18 protein-coding genes are annotated in these 15,647 nt (G+C 40.6%); 7 read left to right on the top strand and 11 right to left on the bottom strand.

Annotation, left to right across the window (positions count from 1 at the left end):
* Nucleotides 1-11: 11 nt before the first annotated feature.
* A complete protein-coding gene (yukD, locus tag JVX94_RS18845) occupies nucleotides 12-251 on the bottom strand; it encodes an ESX secretion system protein YukD (RefSeq protein WP_003213579.1) in 240 nt (79 codons plus the stop codon).
* A gap of 95 nt (nucleotides 252-346) precedes the next feature.
* Nucleotides 347-640 (bottom strand): WXG100 family type VII secretion target, encoded by a 294-nt coding sequence (locus tag JVX94_RS18840; RefSeq protein WP_003213769.1) that lies wholly within the window; start codon nucleotides 638-640, stop codon nucleotides 347-349.
* Between the two features lie 406 nt (nucleotides 641-1,046).
* Between JVX94_RS18840 and JVX94_RS18835 the strand changes: the two genes are divergently transcribed.
* From JVX94_RS18835 to JVX94_RS18825, 3 genes are all read left to right on the top strand, one after another.
* On the top strand, nucleotides 1,047-2,276 hold the full coding sequence (locus JVX94_RS18835; RefSeq protein ID WP_205184111.1) for a sporulation transcriptional activator AdeR: 1,230 nt from the start codon (nucleotides 1,047-1,049) through the stop codon (nucleotides 2,274-2,276).
* Between the two features lie 110 nt (nucleotides 2,277-2,386).
* Nucleotides 2,387-3,523, top strand: coding sequence for an alanine dehydrogenase (ald, locus tag JVX94_RS18830; protein WP_205184108.1), 1,137 nt, complete (start codon nucleotides 2,387-2,389; stop codon nucleotides 3,521-3,523).
* A 116-nt stretch (nucleotides 3,524-3,639) separates the two neighbouring features.
* Nucleotides 3,640-4,236: a biotin transporter BioY gene (locus JVX94_RS18825; protein ID WP_095409480.1), complete on the top strand. Its 597-nt coding sequence runs from the start codon at nucleotides 3,640-3,642 to the stop codon at nucleotides 4,234-4,236.
* Between the two features lie 49 nt (nucleotides 4,237-4,285).
* Here JVX94_RS18825 and JVX94_RS18820 read toward each other — a convergent pair whose 3' ends face one another.
* From JVX94_RS18820 to JVX94_RS18810, 3 genes are all read right to left on the bottom strand, one after another.
* Nucleotides 4,286-5,062 (bottom strand): sporulation control protein Spo0M, encoded by a 777-nt coding sequence (locus tag JVX94_RS18820; RefSeq protein ID WP_095409481.1) that lies wholly within the window; start codon nucleotides 5,060-5,062, stop codon nucleotides 4,286-4,288.
* A gap of 159 nt (nucleotides 5,063-5,221) precedes the next feature.
* Nucleotides 5,222-6,550: a Na+/H+ antiporter family protein gene (locus tag JVX94_RS18815; protein WP_205184106.1), complete on the bottom strand. Its 1,329-nt coding sequence runs from the start codon at nucleotides 6,548-6,550 to the stop codon at nucleotides 5,222-5,224.
* Nucleotides 6,551-6,691: 141 nt separating this feature from the next.
* Nucleotides 6,692-8,182: a leucyl aminopeptidase gene (locus JVX94_RS18810; protein ID WP_111292716.1), complete on the bottom strand. Its 1,491-nt coding sequence runs from the start codon at nucleotides 8,180-8,182 to the stop codon at nucleotides 6,692-6,694.
* A gap of 324 nt (nucleotides 8,183-8,506) precedes the next feature.
* Between JVX94_RS18810 and JVX94_RS18805 the strand changes: the two genes are divergently transcribed.
* The gene (locus JVX94_RS18805) at nucleotides 8,507-8,983 is read left to right on the top strand and encodes a divergent PAP2 family protein (protein ID WP_024423347.1); all 477 of its coding nucleotides are present in this window, start codon (nucleotides 8,507-8,509) and stop codon (nucleotides 8,981-8,983) included.
* Between the two features lie 40 nt (nucleotides 8,984-9,023).
* Here JVX94_RS18805 and JVX94_RS18800 read toward each other — a convergent pair whose 3' ends face one another.
* The 4 genes from JVX94_RS18800 to JVX94_RS18785 all read right to left on the bottom strand — a co-directional run bounded on the left by JVX94_RS18800 (nucleotide 9,024) and on the right by JVX94_RS18785 (nucleotide 11,649).
* Nucleotides 9,024-9,668: a 3D domain-containing protein gene (locus tag JVX94_RS18800; protein WP_144472240.1), complete on the bottom strand. Its 645-nt coding sequence runs from the start codon at nucleotides 9,666-9,668 to the stop codon at nucleotides 9,024-9,026.
* Nucleotides 9,669-9,767: 99 nt separating this feature from the next.
* On the bottom strand, nucleotides 9,768-10,088 hold the full coding sequence (locus JVX94_RS18795; protein WP_024423349.1) for a YuiB family protein: 321 nt from the start codon (nucleotides 10,086-10,088) through the stop codon (nucleotides 9,768-9,770).
* An 81-nt stretch (nucleotides 10,089-10,169) separates the two neighbouring features.
* A complete protein-coding gene (locus JVX94_RS18790) occupies nucleotides 10,170-10,295 on the bottom strand; it encodes a YuiA family protein (RefSeq protein ID WP_186318689.1) in 126 nt (41 codons plus the stop codon).
* Nucleotides 10,296-10,431: 136 nt separating this feature from the next.
* Complete coding sequence (locus JVX94_RS18785; protein WP_162473404.1) at nucleotides 10,432-11,649, bottom strand: NAD(P)/FAD-dependent oxidoreductase; 1,218 nt, start codon at nucleotides 11,647-11,649, stop codon at nucleotides 10,432-10,434.
* A gap of 391 nt (nucleotides 11,650-12,040) precedes the next feature.
* Here JVX94_RS18785 and yumC point away from each other — a divergent pair, with 391 nt between their 5' ends.
* Nucleotides 12,041-13,039 carry a ferredoxin--NADP reductase 2 gene (gene yumC, locus JVX94_RS18780; protein ID WP_144472238.1) on the top strand — a complete coding sequence of 333 codons (999 nt, stop codon included), beginning with the start codon at nucleotides 12,041-12,043 and terminating at the stop codon, nucleotides 13,037-13,039.
* A gap of 46 nt (nucleotides 13,040-13,085) precedes the next feature.
* On the opposite strand, the gene JVX94_RS18775 is transcribed toward yumC, so the two are convergent.
* Nucleotides 13,086-13,292, bottom strand: coding sequence for a hypothetical protein (locus JVX94_RS18775; protein ID WP_024423352.1), 207 nt, complete (start codon nucleotides 13,290-13,292; stop codon nucleotides 13,086-13,088).
* Between the two features lie 238 nt (nucleotides 13,293-13,530).
* Here JVX94_RS18775 and JVX94_RS18770 point away from each other — a divergent pair, with 238 nt between their 5' ends.
* A complete protein-coding gene (locus JVX94_RS18770; protein ID WP_186318688.1) occupies nucleotides 13,531-14,298 on the top strand; it encodes a MerR family transcriptional regulator in 768 nt (255 codons plus the stop codon).
* Entirely contained in the window at nucleotides 14,282-15,178 is an 897-nt protein-coding gene (locus tag JVX94_RS18765; protein WP_205184103.1) for a DUF2268 domain-containing putative Zn-dependent protease, read from the top strand. Before JVX94_RS18770 ends, JVX94_RS18765 begins: the two co-directional genes overlap by 17 nt.
* Nucleotides 15,179-15,282: 104 nt before the next feature.
* Here JVX94_RS18765 and JVX94_RS18760 read toward each other — a convergent pair whose 3' ends face one another.
* Nucleotides 15,283-15,645, bottom strand: coding sequence for a HesB/IscA family protein (locus JVX94_RS18760; RefSeq protein ID WP_024423354.1), 363 nt, complete (start codon nucleotides 15,643-15,645; stop codon nucleotides 15,283-15,285).
* Nucleotides 15,646-15,647 lie beyond the last annotated feature (2 nt).

The raw sequence follows: 15,647 nt of genomic DNA, 5'->3' as shown, positions 1-15,647 counted from the left end.
CAAAAGTCCTTTCATAGTATTTCCAGCCTGTCTCCTGTGGTAATCCCACAGTCTGACAGCTTATATTCGCCTGAAAACACAGCTTTCTTATTGACTACTCGCACCCATCCGCCTTCCCGCTTTGGAAGTGAGATTTGTTTTGCCTGCCAGGCGATATGGATGACTTGTTTAATATGTAAATAATTTGATAGTCTCAAATCAAACACACTGCCATCATAATTTTTTAAGTCGATGGTAATATCGATATACACAAATTTCCACCTCACAAAATAGAAAGAGCGCCGGCATCCATTGACAGACTCGGCGCTTTTTCTGCATTTCACACTTAGAAAGGAAATCCCTTTGATTAGCCGCGGATTTGGCTTGCGATGTCTTGGTCAGTGCTTTCAAGTGTATTTGCCGTTTGATCAAGCTGATTGCTGACATCTGTTAATAGATCAGACATTTTGATAAATGAAGGCTTAAGCTGCTCGTATTGATCAGCAAATGCTTCACTAGAAGCACCTTCCCACATTCCTTTTAAATCAGAGATCATTCTATTTAGACGATCAACTTGGTTTAACACTTCTTGACTTTCAACACCATATTGCTTAGCGGTCGCTCTTAGTTCTTCTGGGGTTACGCGAATAATTCCTGACATATTCCTCATTACCTCCCGTGCATAGCCGCCATATAATGGGCTAATCCACTTATTTTTTGACGTTATTATTATAAAAACAGAAATGATACACAGTCAAACAAATCTGTTTTTATTTTACAAAATGAGTCTATAGAATTACTGTTTTTTCGCTTTTTATCTAGTATTTAACAGTTTTTTGGTCATATATTCTTAATAAGTGTCCACCCACTTCGATGAACCTTTCCGCCTATTGATTTTTTACTACGTTATTATTGTACTATTTCTTTTTCATCGTGCTTCAACATCCATGTGCTTGCTTCTCACACTTTTTGTTTTTTTTAATTTATGGCAGTTTTTTATTGATTTACACACCTTATTCTCTTCATAATGTAAGTACGTGAAATATTCGAAAAAGCAGGGGTTTTTTATGACAAAAAAGACAGATCCGTTTAAGTATAGTCTTGATCGTTTAGAGGATGTGGCAGACCAAATTAGTGATGTGCTTAATTGCCCTATTACTATAGAAGATACTCATCATCGATTATTGGCATATAGCACACACAATGATTTTACTGATCCCGCCAGAACTTCAACCATTATCTCCCGCCGGGTGCCGGAAAAAGTGATCAATCGGCTTTGGAAGGACGGCATCATTCCTACACTCCTTAAAACAGACGAACCGCTTCGTGTCCCTCAAATTGCAGAGGTGGGTTTATCTAGCAGGGTCGCCATTTCCATCTGGAAGGACAAAGAAGTGCTCGGATTTATTTGGGCGATTGAATCTGCACAGCCTTTTTCAGAAGAAGAAATGGACCTTCTCAAAATGGCAGCACATGCCGTGAAAAACAAATTACTCAACTTACAAATTCGAAAAACGAAAACAGAAGAACGCAATCAGGAGCTTTTCTGGAAGATGCTCACGGGTCATATTCATGAAAAGGATGAGATGCTTGACCTATTTTTAAGACTTGGCATTAGATGTCCAGACACATATGCCATCATCATCTTCCGTCTCCGTGACGAACTCACAGAGGAGACAGAAAAAAAGCTGTCCTATCTGCTTGAGACAACACAGCAAGTTCAGGTACTGTTAACGACTGTTGATTTTCACGAATTCATTATTCTTGTCTCACCAAAAACAGAACATCCGCTTCAAGATATTAAACAATTCACAAGCGGCATGCTGCATCAGCTGGCGGACAGGTATCATATTCAGCATGTTCAGGCAGCGATTGGAGGAATTTACGATAACATCTCTCATATTCAGCCTTCCTATAAAGAAGCACTGGCTGTATTAAAGACGAAAGAACGCTTTCCAGTTGAAACAGAACGTTTAAACAGCTTTTCTGAACTAGGCATTTATCAATATCTTGATGTGCTTGCTGAGAAGCGAAAGGGCTCTTCTTACTCCAGTTACTCTTTATCGAAGCTGGAGGATTACGACCTGAGGCATCATTCCAACCTCGTCGAAACCCTCGAACGGTTTATTGACTGTGACAGCAATGCCAATATTGCCGCAAAGCAATTGAACATCCATATTAATACGTTGAATTATCGATTAAAACGGATTACAGACATCGCAGAAATTGATTTAAAAAACATGAATGAGAAAATGACCATCTACCTTGATATGAAGCTAAAAAACGTCGATTTGTGAAATTTCACAAAGAGGCGTTTTTTTATTTTTTATTTCAACCGAAGAATTTTCTAAACTTTCAGGATACACTAGACATACAATATCAATAGATAAGCATAGGGGGAATAAACATGATCATCGGCATTCCGAAAGAAATTAAGAACAATGAAAACCGAGTGGCATTAACACCAGGAGCAGCTTCTCAATTGCTTTCAGCTGGACATCAGATTTTAATTGAAACAAACGCTGGTTCTGGAAGCGGATTCACTGATGACGATTATGTATCTGTTGGTGCAGAAATTCTTGATCAGGCGAAAGATGTATGGGCATCTTCTGAAATGATCATGAAGGTAAAGGAACCATTACCTGAGGAATATCCTTATTTCAGAGAAGGACTCATCTTATTTACGTACCTGCATCTTGCCGCAGAGCCCTCCTTGGCTGAAGCTTTAAAACAAAAAGGTGTTACAGCCATTGCTTATGAAACAGTAACGGACGGAAAATCACTCCCTCTTCTCACACCTATGTCAGAAGTAGCAGGCAGAATGGCTGCTCAAATTGGGGCACAATTTTTAGAAAAACCAAAAGGCGGAAAGGGTATTTTACTTGCAGGGGTACCAGGGGTATCAAGAGGAAAGGTCACCATTATTGGCGGCGGTGTTGTTGGAACAAACGCTGCGAAAATGGCGATCGGACTTGGCGCAGATGTCACCCTGATTGATGTAAATGCAGAACGCCTGCGTCAGCTGGACGACCAATTTGGACATCAAATGAAAACGTTAATGTCCAATCCTGTCAACATTGCCGATTCAGTCAGTGAGGCAGACCTTCTCATTTGTGCTGTGCTGATTCCTGGTGCCAAAGCACCAACGCTTGTGACAGAAGAAATGGTGAAACAAATGAAGCCTGGTTCTGTCATTGTGGATGTAGCGATTGATCAAGGCGGTATTGTCGAAACCATTGATCACATTACAACCCATGATCAGCCTACTTATGAAAAACACGGTATTTTGCATTACGCTGTCGCTAATATGCCAGGCGCGGTTCCGCGGACATCAACTGTTGCTTTAACGAATGTGACTGTCCCATATGCGCTGCAAATTGCGAATAAAGGCGCTGCAAAAGCCATTATAGAAAACAATACCATCGCAGAAGGTGTCAATGTCATGAACGGACATATCACGTACGAAGCAGTCGCTCGTGATCTCGGCTATGATTACGTACCTGTCAGCAAAGCCATCGATGCCTCTTTTATGACCGAAGCTTAATCAACTACCCGCCCTATTGATGGGCGGGTTTTATTGTTAACCTAAAACAAAAACAAGTTGACAAAAATCCCTCTTCCCCTTAATCTATTTGTACAGATAAGACAGGGGGAAACATCATGCAAAAGAAGACAAGAACTGCTGACTTTGTGCTAGTCGGAATGTTTGCTGCACTCATGGCTATCGGAGCCAATATCACATCCATTGTGCCGTTTTTACAGGTCGGCGGAATTCCACTTACGATGCAGCCGTTTTTTTGTGTGCTTGCTGGTCTCTTACTCGGCAGACGGCTCGGGGCATTAGCTATGATTGTCTATGCCTTGGTTGGAATTGCTGGTGCACCTGTATTCGCCCAGTTCTCTGCGGGCTTTGGGGTCATTTTAGGTAAAAGCGGCGGCTTTGTATTATCGTATATCCCTGCTGCCTGGCTTGCTGGATTCATTCTAGAGAAAAGAAAAAACCCTGGCTTTGGCCGCTTTTTGCTTGCAGCCATTGCTGGTACGACCGTGATGTATGTGATCGGAACGACCTATACATACCTCGCACTAAATGTATGGCTCAATGCCCCGATTTCCTATCAAACCACGTGGTTCTTTATGATTTGGTTTATGGTAAAAGACTACGCATTGACCATATTACTTGCGATGCTGGCACCTAAAATTTATCGCTCTGTTTCCAAAGCCACATCCTTTCGAAAACAAGAAGCCGCCTCATAAATTGATCATAAAAAAAGAGCCTGTTTTCATTCAGGCTCTTTTTTCATCATTACTCAGCGTATTGATCTATGATTTCTTCCAGCATTCCTTCAAGCACTTCTACATTTTCAAGATCTGATGGACTGAAGCGGTAGCGCACAAGCTGTTCTCCATCATTATACATCTCCTCAAGCCATCCTCTCAGGCCTCTTGCTCTGCGGTCGACTTCGAACACAATGTCTAAGCCGCCTTCATCTATCAGAAAAATCATCTCTAATTCATCAAGCATATAGCGATAGTAGTCTGATGTCGGAATGAACTCGAATTCTTGGACAAATGGCAGGCGTCTCTGAAAGTAAGGTGCTTGCTCACAGTCTGCTTCGCTCAGGTGGAAACCTAGATTGCTAGTGGCTTCCAGTACATTTCTCACCCAAGGATGTGCTTCAACGAAAATGCGGTCATAATCAGATTTATCGATTCCTCCTTGGATATCAAGGTCTGTCATTACTGCAATTTCTACTTTTCCGATCGTCATCGGGGTATCAATAGGAAGAATAAATGAAAACGGAAATTCATGCTTTTCACCAGGCTGGATGGTAAAAGAATCCGTCACCCGTAAAGTAAAGATATTTGCATATTTTCTATGCTCTTCATCATCTTTCACAATCACATACTGTGTTTGAATCTTGACATTGATATAGCGGATGTCCTGAGCAATTTTCCCGCCCTTTACATGGACAGTTCCCGTTACTTCTTGTCCTGGATAATAAGCGTTTTTCTCTAAAATGGTATCTACCTTTGCCGCACCAATTCCTGCACTGGCCGCTAGTTTTTTAAAAAATGACATGTCCCATCTTCCCCTTTTCATTTTTATCAGCATATATACGTAAGTTAGAGGAAGAAAGATTCATTTAATTCATACTTTTGTCCTAATTATTTTTTCATCTACGAACAACAAAAAAGCTTATAGAAAAAACATCATCGTTTTCTCTACAAGCTTTTCATTTTACAAAATAATGGCCGCAAGCCAGCCGAACAGAACAAGTGGAATATTATAAAAGATAAAAGTCGGGACACAAGTTCCCCAAATGTGGTGATGCTGTCCATCCATATTCAATCCAGATGTTGGTCCAAGCGTACTGTCACTTGCAGGTGAACCTGCATCTCCAACAGCCGCAGCAGAGCCAATAATGGCAATGGTCGCCATTGGACTAAAACCTAAGTGTAAGCAAAGTGGAACAAAGATGGTTGTAATAATCGGAATCGTTGCAAATGATGATCCGATCCCCATTGTCACAAGCAGGCCAACGAGCAGCATTAAAATCGCTGCAAAGCTGTGGCTGTTGCCGATAAATTGGGAAGATGCTTTGACAAGAGATTCAATGTCTCCTGTTTTTGTTAAAACGTTGGCAAATCCAGCCGCAACAAGCATGACAAAACCGATAAATGCCATCATATTCATTCCAGATGTAATCAGTTCATCTGCTTCACCGCGTTTCATCATTCCAGTCACAAACAAGACAAGCAGTCCTGAGAGTGCACCGAAGATCATTCCTTCCACACCAAGGCTTTGCGATAGATAAAGCTGGACAATTAATGAAACGAGAATAGCAAGACCGGCAAAGAATAAGCTTTTTTTCGTATAAGCCGATTTCTCTACGTCTGTAATTTCACGATCCTCATATACCTTCGGCTTGCGATACACAAAAATGGAAACGATTAAACCAAGAACCATACCCGCAACAGGAATCAGCATTGCATATGGAATATCTGCTAAGTTTACAGTCAGACCCGCTTCCTTCATATTGTCACGAAGCATTCCGTGGAAAATCTGTCCAAAACCAACTGGAAGTAATATATATGGTGCAGTGAGTCCGAAGGTCATGACACACGCTAGCAGTCTGCGGTCAATTTGAAGCTCGTTAAACACCTTTAATAACGGTGGAATTAAGACTGGGATAAAAGCAATATGAACAGGGACGACGTTCTGTGAAAAACAGGACACGATCAAAATGACAAGAACGATGAGCACTTTTGATAGTGTTTTCCGTCTTGAATCGCCTTCTTTTCCTAGAAGCTTCACTGCTCCTTCAACCATGGCATCTGGTAGACCTGTTTTCGTCAGCGCCGCAGCAAAAGCCCCTAATAACGCATAACTAATCGCCACTGTTGCATTTCCTCCGAGACCGTCCGTAAATGCGTTTACTGTTCCTCCCAAGCCTAATCCACCTGCGAGTCCGCCAGCTAAAGCGCCTAGTGCCAGCGCAATCACGACATTGACCCGCAGCAAGCTTAATATCAACATTAAAATAACCGCTAAAACAACTGCATTCATGGTGAAACCCCCGAAATCCTTTAGTTTACTAATGTAGTAGATAATTAAAGTACCAACGTATGTTACCATAGAAAAAAAACTTCGTCAAATGGCGTATGTCCTACATAAAAAAAGCCCTGCCACTTGGCAGAGCCTTATCCTTTATTTCTTTCCTTCAAATCGTTCCACAAATGTAGCAAGTGATCTCACCATCACACCTGTGGCCCCTGTTGGTCCAAAGCATGAAGGTTTTTCTGTTGTTGCAGTTCCTGCAATATCTAAGTGAACCCAAGGGGTATCCTCTGCGAATTCTCCAATGAAAGCACCTGCCATGATCGCATGACCATCACGGCCTGGTGAGTTATTGAGATCAGCCATTTTGCTGTTTCGTACTCGTTTTTTATCTTTTTCCGTGATTGGCAGCTGCCAGATCATTTCACCGCATTCTTCTGATGCTTCTTTAAACTGAGCGTACAGCTCATCGTTATTGGTCATCACGCCTGTTGTCTCATTTCCAAGCGCCACAATGACACCGCCTGTTAATGTGGCCACATCTACAAGGACAGAGGCACCGTGCTGCTTCGCATATGTCACCCCATCTGCTAAAACAAGACGGCCTTCTGCATCCGTATTAAGCACTTCGATCGTTTTACCGCTTAGTGACACGATGACGTCATCCGGCTTCATAGCGTCTGCTGAGATCATATTATCGGTTGAGGCAATGACCGCAATGACATTTTGCTCTGGGCGCAGTTCTCCGATGATTTCCATTGCACCTAAAACAGAGGCTGAGCCGCCCATATCTGTTTTCATGCCAACCATACTAGCTCTTGGCTTTAAAGAATAGCCGCCGGTATCATATGTGATGCCTTTACCGACAAGGCCGATGACGTCTGTCCATTCTTCCTTGCCTTGATATTTCAGTACGATAAGTTTTGGAGGTTCTGTTGAGCCTCTATTGACGGCTAAAATACCACCCATTCCGAGCTCTTCCATTTGTTCTTTATCTAAAATTTCAATCTCAAATTCGTATTTATATGCAAGCTCTGCCGCATACGAAGCCAGATCAGAGGATGTGAGCATATTCGGCGGCATATTCACAAGGGTACGGGCCGAATTGACTGACTGTCCGTACACTTCGCCGACTTTCAAACTCGCCTGAATTTCAGCTGTATCATGATCCGTCATTGCATAAACAAACTCGATGAAGCGATCAGGTTCATTTGTTTTATGTTTAAAATCCTGTAATTCATATGTAGCTAAAAGACAGCTTTCAGAAAGGGCATGGGCTGCATCTTGAGCAGGCAGATCCTTTCCAATAAACGTATCCAGCAAGACAGAAACCGCTTGCTTTTTATCTTGATGAAGCTTTTTAAATAAATGGGCAAACACTTCTTTTGCCTCTTCAAACGTGTAATCTGATTCCTTCCCAAGCCCGACAAAATAAATGCGTTTGATGCCTGTTTCAGGGGATGGGAAAAACTTCGAAAGCTGATTACGTTTGGATGAAATGTCGCCTTCTTTTAATAATTCAGTGATTCTTCCTTCAAGTAATTCATCCATTTCTTTTGCTTTTCCTGATAATTGGCTCTTTTGAAAAAGTCCGATCGCCAGTGTATCTTTATGCTGCAATTCATTTGTCGAGAAAAACATATTTATCACACGCTCCTTAATGAACTCCATTTTTCACATTGGAACTTCTATTATATCAAAATTTGCGTGCCTATACGATCATTGCCAGTCTGTCTTTACTTGATGAACATTTATATTTTCACAAGTGGAAGGGCAACATGAAAAAGCGGCGAAAACCTGAGCAGCCTGTCCTTGTTCTCCTCGTTCCACATCTACTTTCTTTAATGTTATAATGAACATGGACTTGGCATCATTTTTTACTGCTATCATTTTTTCATCATACTAGGATCTTTAGTCCAACATTTCGCACGATATTTTTTCTTAAAGAGAGGATGTTTCTTGTTCATGAGCGTACTGACGAATTTTCCGCTGCTTGCCAGCCTTGCAGCCATCTTTTTTGCTCAATTTGTAAAAGTACCGATTCAATTTATCATTTCTAGACGACTAGATTGGTCGCTCATTACAAGCACAGGCGGAATGCCAAGTTCACACTCCGCAGCAGTAACAGCACTCTCAACAGCAGTTGCTTTAGAGCACGGGCTAGATACATCTATCTTTGCCATTTCCGCCATCTTTGCCATTATTACCATGTTTGATGCGACAGGCGTTCGCAGACAGGCAGGAGAACAGGCGACTGTTCTCAACAAGCTCGTAACAGATTTTAACCGATTTGTTTCCGAAGCAAAGAATTTCCCAAATGCGGAAGAAAAAGAAAAGCAAAAAAAATTAAAAGAGCTTCTTGGTCATAAGCCGATTGAAGTCTTCTTCGGCGGCTTAACAGGGATCTTGCTGACACTCATCTTAGATTATTACTTCATGTAGAAGCGAAAAAGCTTTGGACCTTAAATGGCCCAAAGCTTTTTCATTCTTTATTAGCTTGAAATTGCTGACGGAATACTTGCATCGATTCTGCTTCATTGAGCTGATTTAAGTCTTTTTCCGTTAACGTCCCTTCACCCTTTTTGATGATATACACATCGAGCACTTTTTTACCCCATTCTCTATACACATCATCAACGGTTTCATAGTATAGATCAAGCTTATGACCTTTAATGGCTTTCCCAGTATCTGCAACCACACCGTAGCCATAGTTTGGGATATACAATACCGTTCCAATCGGAAAAACAGATGGGTCCGCTGCCACTGTTGAATATAAATCACGTTTCACTTTGACGCCTGAATATGTAATGCCATATGCATGATGTTCCTTCGTTTTGCCTGTTGATTCCACACCTGCTGTATAGCCGGTTGCAACAACCTTCTGCTTCGGGTAATCGTTCCAATTAAACGCTTCTTCAAGAGAAACAGCCCGCATGTCTTCACTTTTGAGTGCCATCGTTTCCCTTTTTGGCTGTTGAAAAAAAGAAGATACTTGCTTGCCCGCATCGGTCTCTTTCATCCATGCAGCTAAATCACTTGGTTCGACTCCAGATATGCCCGTAAAGCTTGTCAAAAGTGCAAGCATGAATAGGGCGGTCATGAACAATCGTTTCATCCATGTTTTCATCTCTATTTGTCACTCCTCTACCCATCTATTTGTTTCCAAACAAAATGGAAACTATGCAAAGGAGAAACAAAAAAACCCACTTGCGTGTCCACAAGTGAGTTAAAACATTTGATACCCTCTTTTTCGAAGTGCATTAATGACAAAACCTGATGTGATCGCACCGATCAGGCCGCTTAATAAGATGATGATATCTGCCGCAGCGAGTGAGACGATCCGGTCTCCTATTCCTGAAAAAGCGGTGCCAGGTTCTCTTACATAAGCTATCATCTTTTGATTGTTAATAATGAAAAGGCATACAATTGGATATAAAATAGCCATAATCCATGACATTCTCAGCAGCATATTGAGCAAAAAGCCAATGCCGAAGAATAACACGAAAAATAAAATAACTGAAATGATAACGACTGGTAAACTGATCACTTCATCTCCACCCCCAAATATCCCATCATTAGTTTAACTTGGAAATAGAGATGAAGTCAATCAATGGAAAAAGCAGATCAATTAATGCTTCTTTCCTGTCCCTTTACATTCCTCACACGTTTCAGATCCGCCGAGCAATAGCTGAAAATACCCTTTTCCTGAACAATATTGACAGGTTGATGTTTTTTCCTTTGTTTGTGCATTCATATTGCTCACTCCTTAATCTAAATTTTCTGATAATTTATCATAACATATTTTGCTGTCCATAACCAAGTGAGAAAATATACCACAACACATAAAAAAAACGCGTATCACGAGGATACACGTTTTTGTCTATGATGGTTTAGAAGAACTTGAATTTTCCTTTTTTCAGAACAAGTCCTGGTCCGCCAACCATGAATAAAGAACGGTTGTCGATGATTTTCTTCATTGCAGAAGCTTTTGTTCCTTGAAGTTTTTTACCAAACGCAACACCTACAGCGTCGTGTTCACCAAGAGAAGCAACTGTTCCTTTGATGTCTGGCTTAAAGCTTTCAAGAGAACCGCCTTTTACTAGTGCTGCAAGGTTTTTCGCTACTGTTTCACCTTGCTGCATAGCAATTTGTGCAGTTGGTGGGTATGGACGGTTGATTTCTTCATTGATAATCAATGAACAGTCACCGATGATGAAGACATCATCATTTTCTGGTACACGAAGATCTGGAGAAACTTTTACGCGGCCGCGCATGTTTTCGAAACCAGCTTCTTCAACGATTGGGTTACCGCGTACACCTGCAGCCCAAACAACAGTTTCAGCTTTGATTTCTTCTGTATCATCGTCTTTTCCAACAATGATACCTTCAGGCGTACATTCTTTGATCGCTGTACCGATTTTGAACTCAACACCTTTACCTTGAAGGTAGTTCATCGCATAGTCGATCAATTCTGGATCGAATCCAGGAAGAGCTGTTGGCGCAGCTTCTACACAGATGATACGCACGTCTTTTTGATCAATGTCATACTCTTTGCAAAGCTCAGGCACACGGTTTCCAAGCTCACCAAGGAACTCAATACCTGTGAAGCCTGCACCGCCGACAACGATCGTCAAACGCTCTGGACGTTTTTCAGCATCTGTATTATACGTCGCAAATTGAAGCTCAATGTGCTCACGAAGCTGACGCGCAGAGTTGATGTTAGAGATTGAGAATGCATATTCTTTCAGTCCTGCAATACCAAATGTTTCAGGAACAGCACCAAGTGCAACAACAAGGTAGTCATAAGAAAGTTCGCCATCTGATGTCACAACTTTCTTCGCTTCCTTATCAATGCTTTCAACTGTTGCTTGTACAAAGTTGACACGGGAACTGTTAATCACATCTTTGATTTGATAACGACAGCGGTCATGATGAAGTGTACCTGCACTTGCTTCATGAAGCCAAGTTGTTTCGTAATGATAATTATGCTTGTTCACAAGAGTAATGTCCGCATCATTTGTGCCAAGCTGTTTTGTTAATCTTGTTACAGTCATTAATCCGCCATAACCTGCACCTAATACAACGATTTTCGGTTTATTCACTGGAATCACATCCACCTTTTTTAAATTTGCTGTAAAACGGATAAAGAATTACATATCGTTATTCTCAACCGCTTTGCGGCATTTTATGAAATTTAAACAAAAAAATAAGTATGTGAAAATCTGAACTTTCACCTACATAAAACGAAAGCATTTGACCGTATCCGACAAAAATTCATAAAAAATTAATATTTAGTTCCCTTAACAATAATAGCGAGTTCTGCTCCAATTTTCAAGGCTTTAAACTGAAAATCCTTATGATAAACGGTCTTTCTCACTTTTTCCTTCTTTTCAAAGCTTCAGCATCAAAAAACGACAAGTTTTTCAAAACAAGTCAAAGGGCGATATGTGGTATGATATGATATAGTGATAACAATTTTCATTTGGGAGGATTAAAGGAATGCAAGAAGATTCTAAGGTATATGACATTACCGTTATCGGGGGCGGCCCAGTTGGATTGTTTACTGCGTTTTACGGAGGCATGAGACAGGCAAGTGTAAAAATCATTGAAAGCCTTCCTCAGCTCGGCGGTCAACTATCCGCTCTTTACCCTGAAAAATATATTTATGATGTGGCTGGTTTTCCAAAAATCCGCGCACAAGAATTAATTGATAACTTAAAGGAACAAATGGATAAATTTGATCAAACCATTTGCTTAGAGCAGGCAGTTGAAACGGTTGAAAAGCAAGCAGATGGCATCTTTAAACTTGTGACAAATCAAGAGATTCATTATTCTAAAACAATCATCATCACAGCTGGTAACGGTGCATTCCAACCGAGAAAGCTTGAACTTGATTCAGCAGAATCATTTGAAGGAAGCAACCTGCATTACTTCATTAATGACTTGAACCAATTTGCCGGCAGACGTGTGGCCGTTCTCGGCGGCGGAGACTCTGCGGTGGACTGGGCACTTATGCTAGAACCAATCGCAAAAGAAGTATCCATTATTCACCGCCGCGATAAATTCCGCGCGCATGAGCACAGTGTAGAAAACCTGCATAACTCAAAGGTCAATGTACTGACACCATTTGTACCAACTGAGCTCATTGGTGAAGACCGCATTGAACAAATCGTGCTCGAAGAAGTCAAAGGCGACAAAAAACAAGTGCTTGATGTGGACGACGTGATCGTCAACTTCGGTTTTGTTTCCTCCCTTGGACCAATCAAACAATGGGGCCTTGAAATCGAAAAGAACTCCATCGTGGTGAAATCTACAATGGAAACAAATATTGAAGGCTTCTATGCGGCAGGAGACATCTGTACGTATGAAGGAAAAGTCAAATTGATTGCAAGCGGATTTGGTGAAGCACCAACTGCTGTCAACAATGCGAAAGCTTACATGGACCCGAAAGCCCGTGTACAGCCTCTCCATTCCACAAGCTTATTTGAAAACAAATAAGATCGGATCAAAAAAGGAGTTCCCATTTGCGGAACTCCTTTTTCGTTTATTTAAAAACCCCAATATAGGCATTTGCCATTCCAAGTACCATTGCAGCAAGCAGCACCACAACAATCCCTGCCACAACCAAAATCACCCGATCCTTCACACGTTCCTTTTTCGGAAGCGGCTTCTCAATCCCGCAAGATGGACACGTTTTGGAACGATACGGAATCAGTTCATGACAGTTCCTGCAATTGATTTGTTCACTCAAACCTCAGCAACCTCTTTTCTGACTACAGTTTATGTTTGGTTTTCATGATACTCTTTTCGAGTGGAAATAGCCAGTTGTTCGGGCAAGCTGTAACAAAATTGAGCGATTTGCGAGACAAACATAGATCCTTTTCGCTGCTTCAAACAAGATCAACAATCTATGATGTAAACTTTTAAAAAGATGATTGACCCTAACGTAACGTCATATTTTATAGTGGATATCAAGAGAGGTGATTGAAATGAAAGTAAAAGAAGTAGCTGAATTATTTAGTATTAGCATTCGTACACTTCATCATTACGACAAGATCGGTTTATTGACTCCAAGTGAAGTAACAGATAAACGTTATCGACTCTATTCAGAAGAAAACCTTGAAACATTGCAGCAAATATTATTTTTCAGGGAACTTGGATTTCCATTGAAGGAAATCCAAAAGATGATGCACAATCCTTCATTTAACAAGAAAGAAGCATTTATGCTACAAAGAAAAATGTTAATAGAGAAACGAAACAATCTTGATAAAATGATCGGAAATATTGATAAGACGCTAGAGCATTTGAAGGGAGAAACTCAATACACCTATAAAGAAAGGTTTGAGAATATGAATATGAAATTTAGTCAATATGAAAAAGAAGCTCGTCACCGTTGGGGAAATCAAGCTGTTGATGAAGTCAGCTCAAAACTAAATAATTTATCTAAAGAAGAACAAATTGAATTATCTGATAGCTGGGATAGCATCTTTAATAAACTAGCCTCACTTCGCAACCATTCCCCTAGATCCAAAGAGGTGCAAATCGTCATCAAACAATGGTACGTCTTTTTAAACGAAAACTTTCATTATTACTCTCTTGATGCTTTTTACGGTTTGAGCCAACTCTATATTCAAGATGAACGTTTCACAAAGAATATAGATCGATATGGTGAGGGATTGGCATCATTTATGAGCGAATCGATGAAAGTCTTTACTACTCTTCATAAAAGAGAGAACAGCTATGAAAATTATGATTGAGAATACAATTGATCAATACGAGAAGTTATTCTCAACGAAACACAATCAAGAGCATTTTTTCCGGCACACCATGATGAAACCTTTTGAAAAGATGTGGAATATGATAAACGTTCCGCTAAAAGCTAAACAGCAAAATGGCTATGATGTAATCATGGCAACCAAGATGCTTGGCTATCTTGATGTAACAGATACACAAACTGGACAACAAGCATTAAAAAAACTACAAGAAATTCGGGCTCTTCAAACAGCAGATATGACCTTAAACCATTGTATGGATTTCATCAAAAAGCACAACCTTCAAATAAATGCTGATGAGTTGAGATTTGGTCTATATATAGCTGATCCGAAAAAGCTTGAACTGCAAAAAGGATATTGTGGCTTTGGAGGAATTCCTGGATTTATTCAGATATCACTATATCCAAATTCATATAATATCCCCAGAATTCCTGCTCTCATTGCACATGAATTCCATCATAATATCCGTTTTTCACATTTTGAATGGGATTACGGAAACGTCACGGTTGGAGATTATTTAATTATAGAGGGATTAGCTGAATCATTTGCAAAAGAGCTTTATGGTGAACAAGTTTTAGGGCCTTGGGTCACTTCTTTTGATAAAGAGGAATTAGACTATTCTAAAGAAGTGATGAAAGAGGCTTTACATATGAAAGGGTTTGGTGAGGTCAGTAGTTATATGTTTGGTGATGCCATTGCCAAAGAACAAGGCTTTCAACCTGTAGGATTATCACCCTTTGTCGGTTATGCAGTAGGTTATCAAGCTGTACAATCATTCATGAGAATTAATAAGGTAGGGATTGAAGAAGCGACCTTACTTGGTACAGAGGAAATACTAAAAAATTGCGGACATTTTTATACTTAATCTTCGCATCTTTAAAAACAACACAAAAAACCTCCTCAAAAAATGATCAATTGAGGAGGTTTTAATTATCGTAATGGATTTACAGAATTAATCAATACTAACCCTTAACACTCTTCCGGCGTACCGGTATTCGTCGCTGTTCTAAAAGAAGAACCGCATCCGCATGACGCGATGGCGTTCGGATTGTCGATGGTGAAACCGCCGCCCATTAGTGATTGTTTGAAATCAATGATGGTTCCGTTCATGATATCAAGGCTTTCGGAATCGACAAGGACATTTATGCCGTGCTGTTCGAACTGCGTGTCTTTCTCTGAAACTTCATGGTCAAAGCCCATGCCGTAGGAAAGACCGCTGCATCCGCCGCCTTTTACGCCCACTCGAAGGAACGCATTTTCTTCTTCATGCTCTTTCATCATATCTTTAATCTGCAGTGCAGCAGCTTCTGTAATGGTTACTGGTGTACTCATGA

This window comes from Bacillus sp. PDNC022 (genome assembly GCF_016919285.1).
Taxonomy (GTDB): domain Bacteria; phylum Bacillota; class Bacilli; order Bacillales; family Bacillaceae; genus Bacillus; species Bacillus safensis.
Note: the sequence above shows the minus strand (reverse complement) of the source record. Positions and strands in the feature narration are given on the sequence as shown.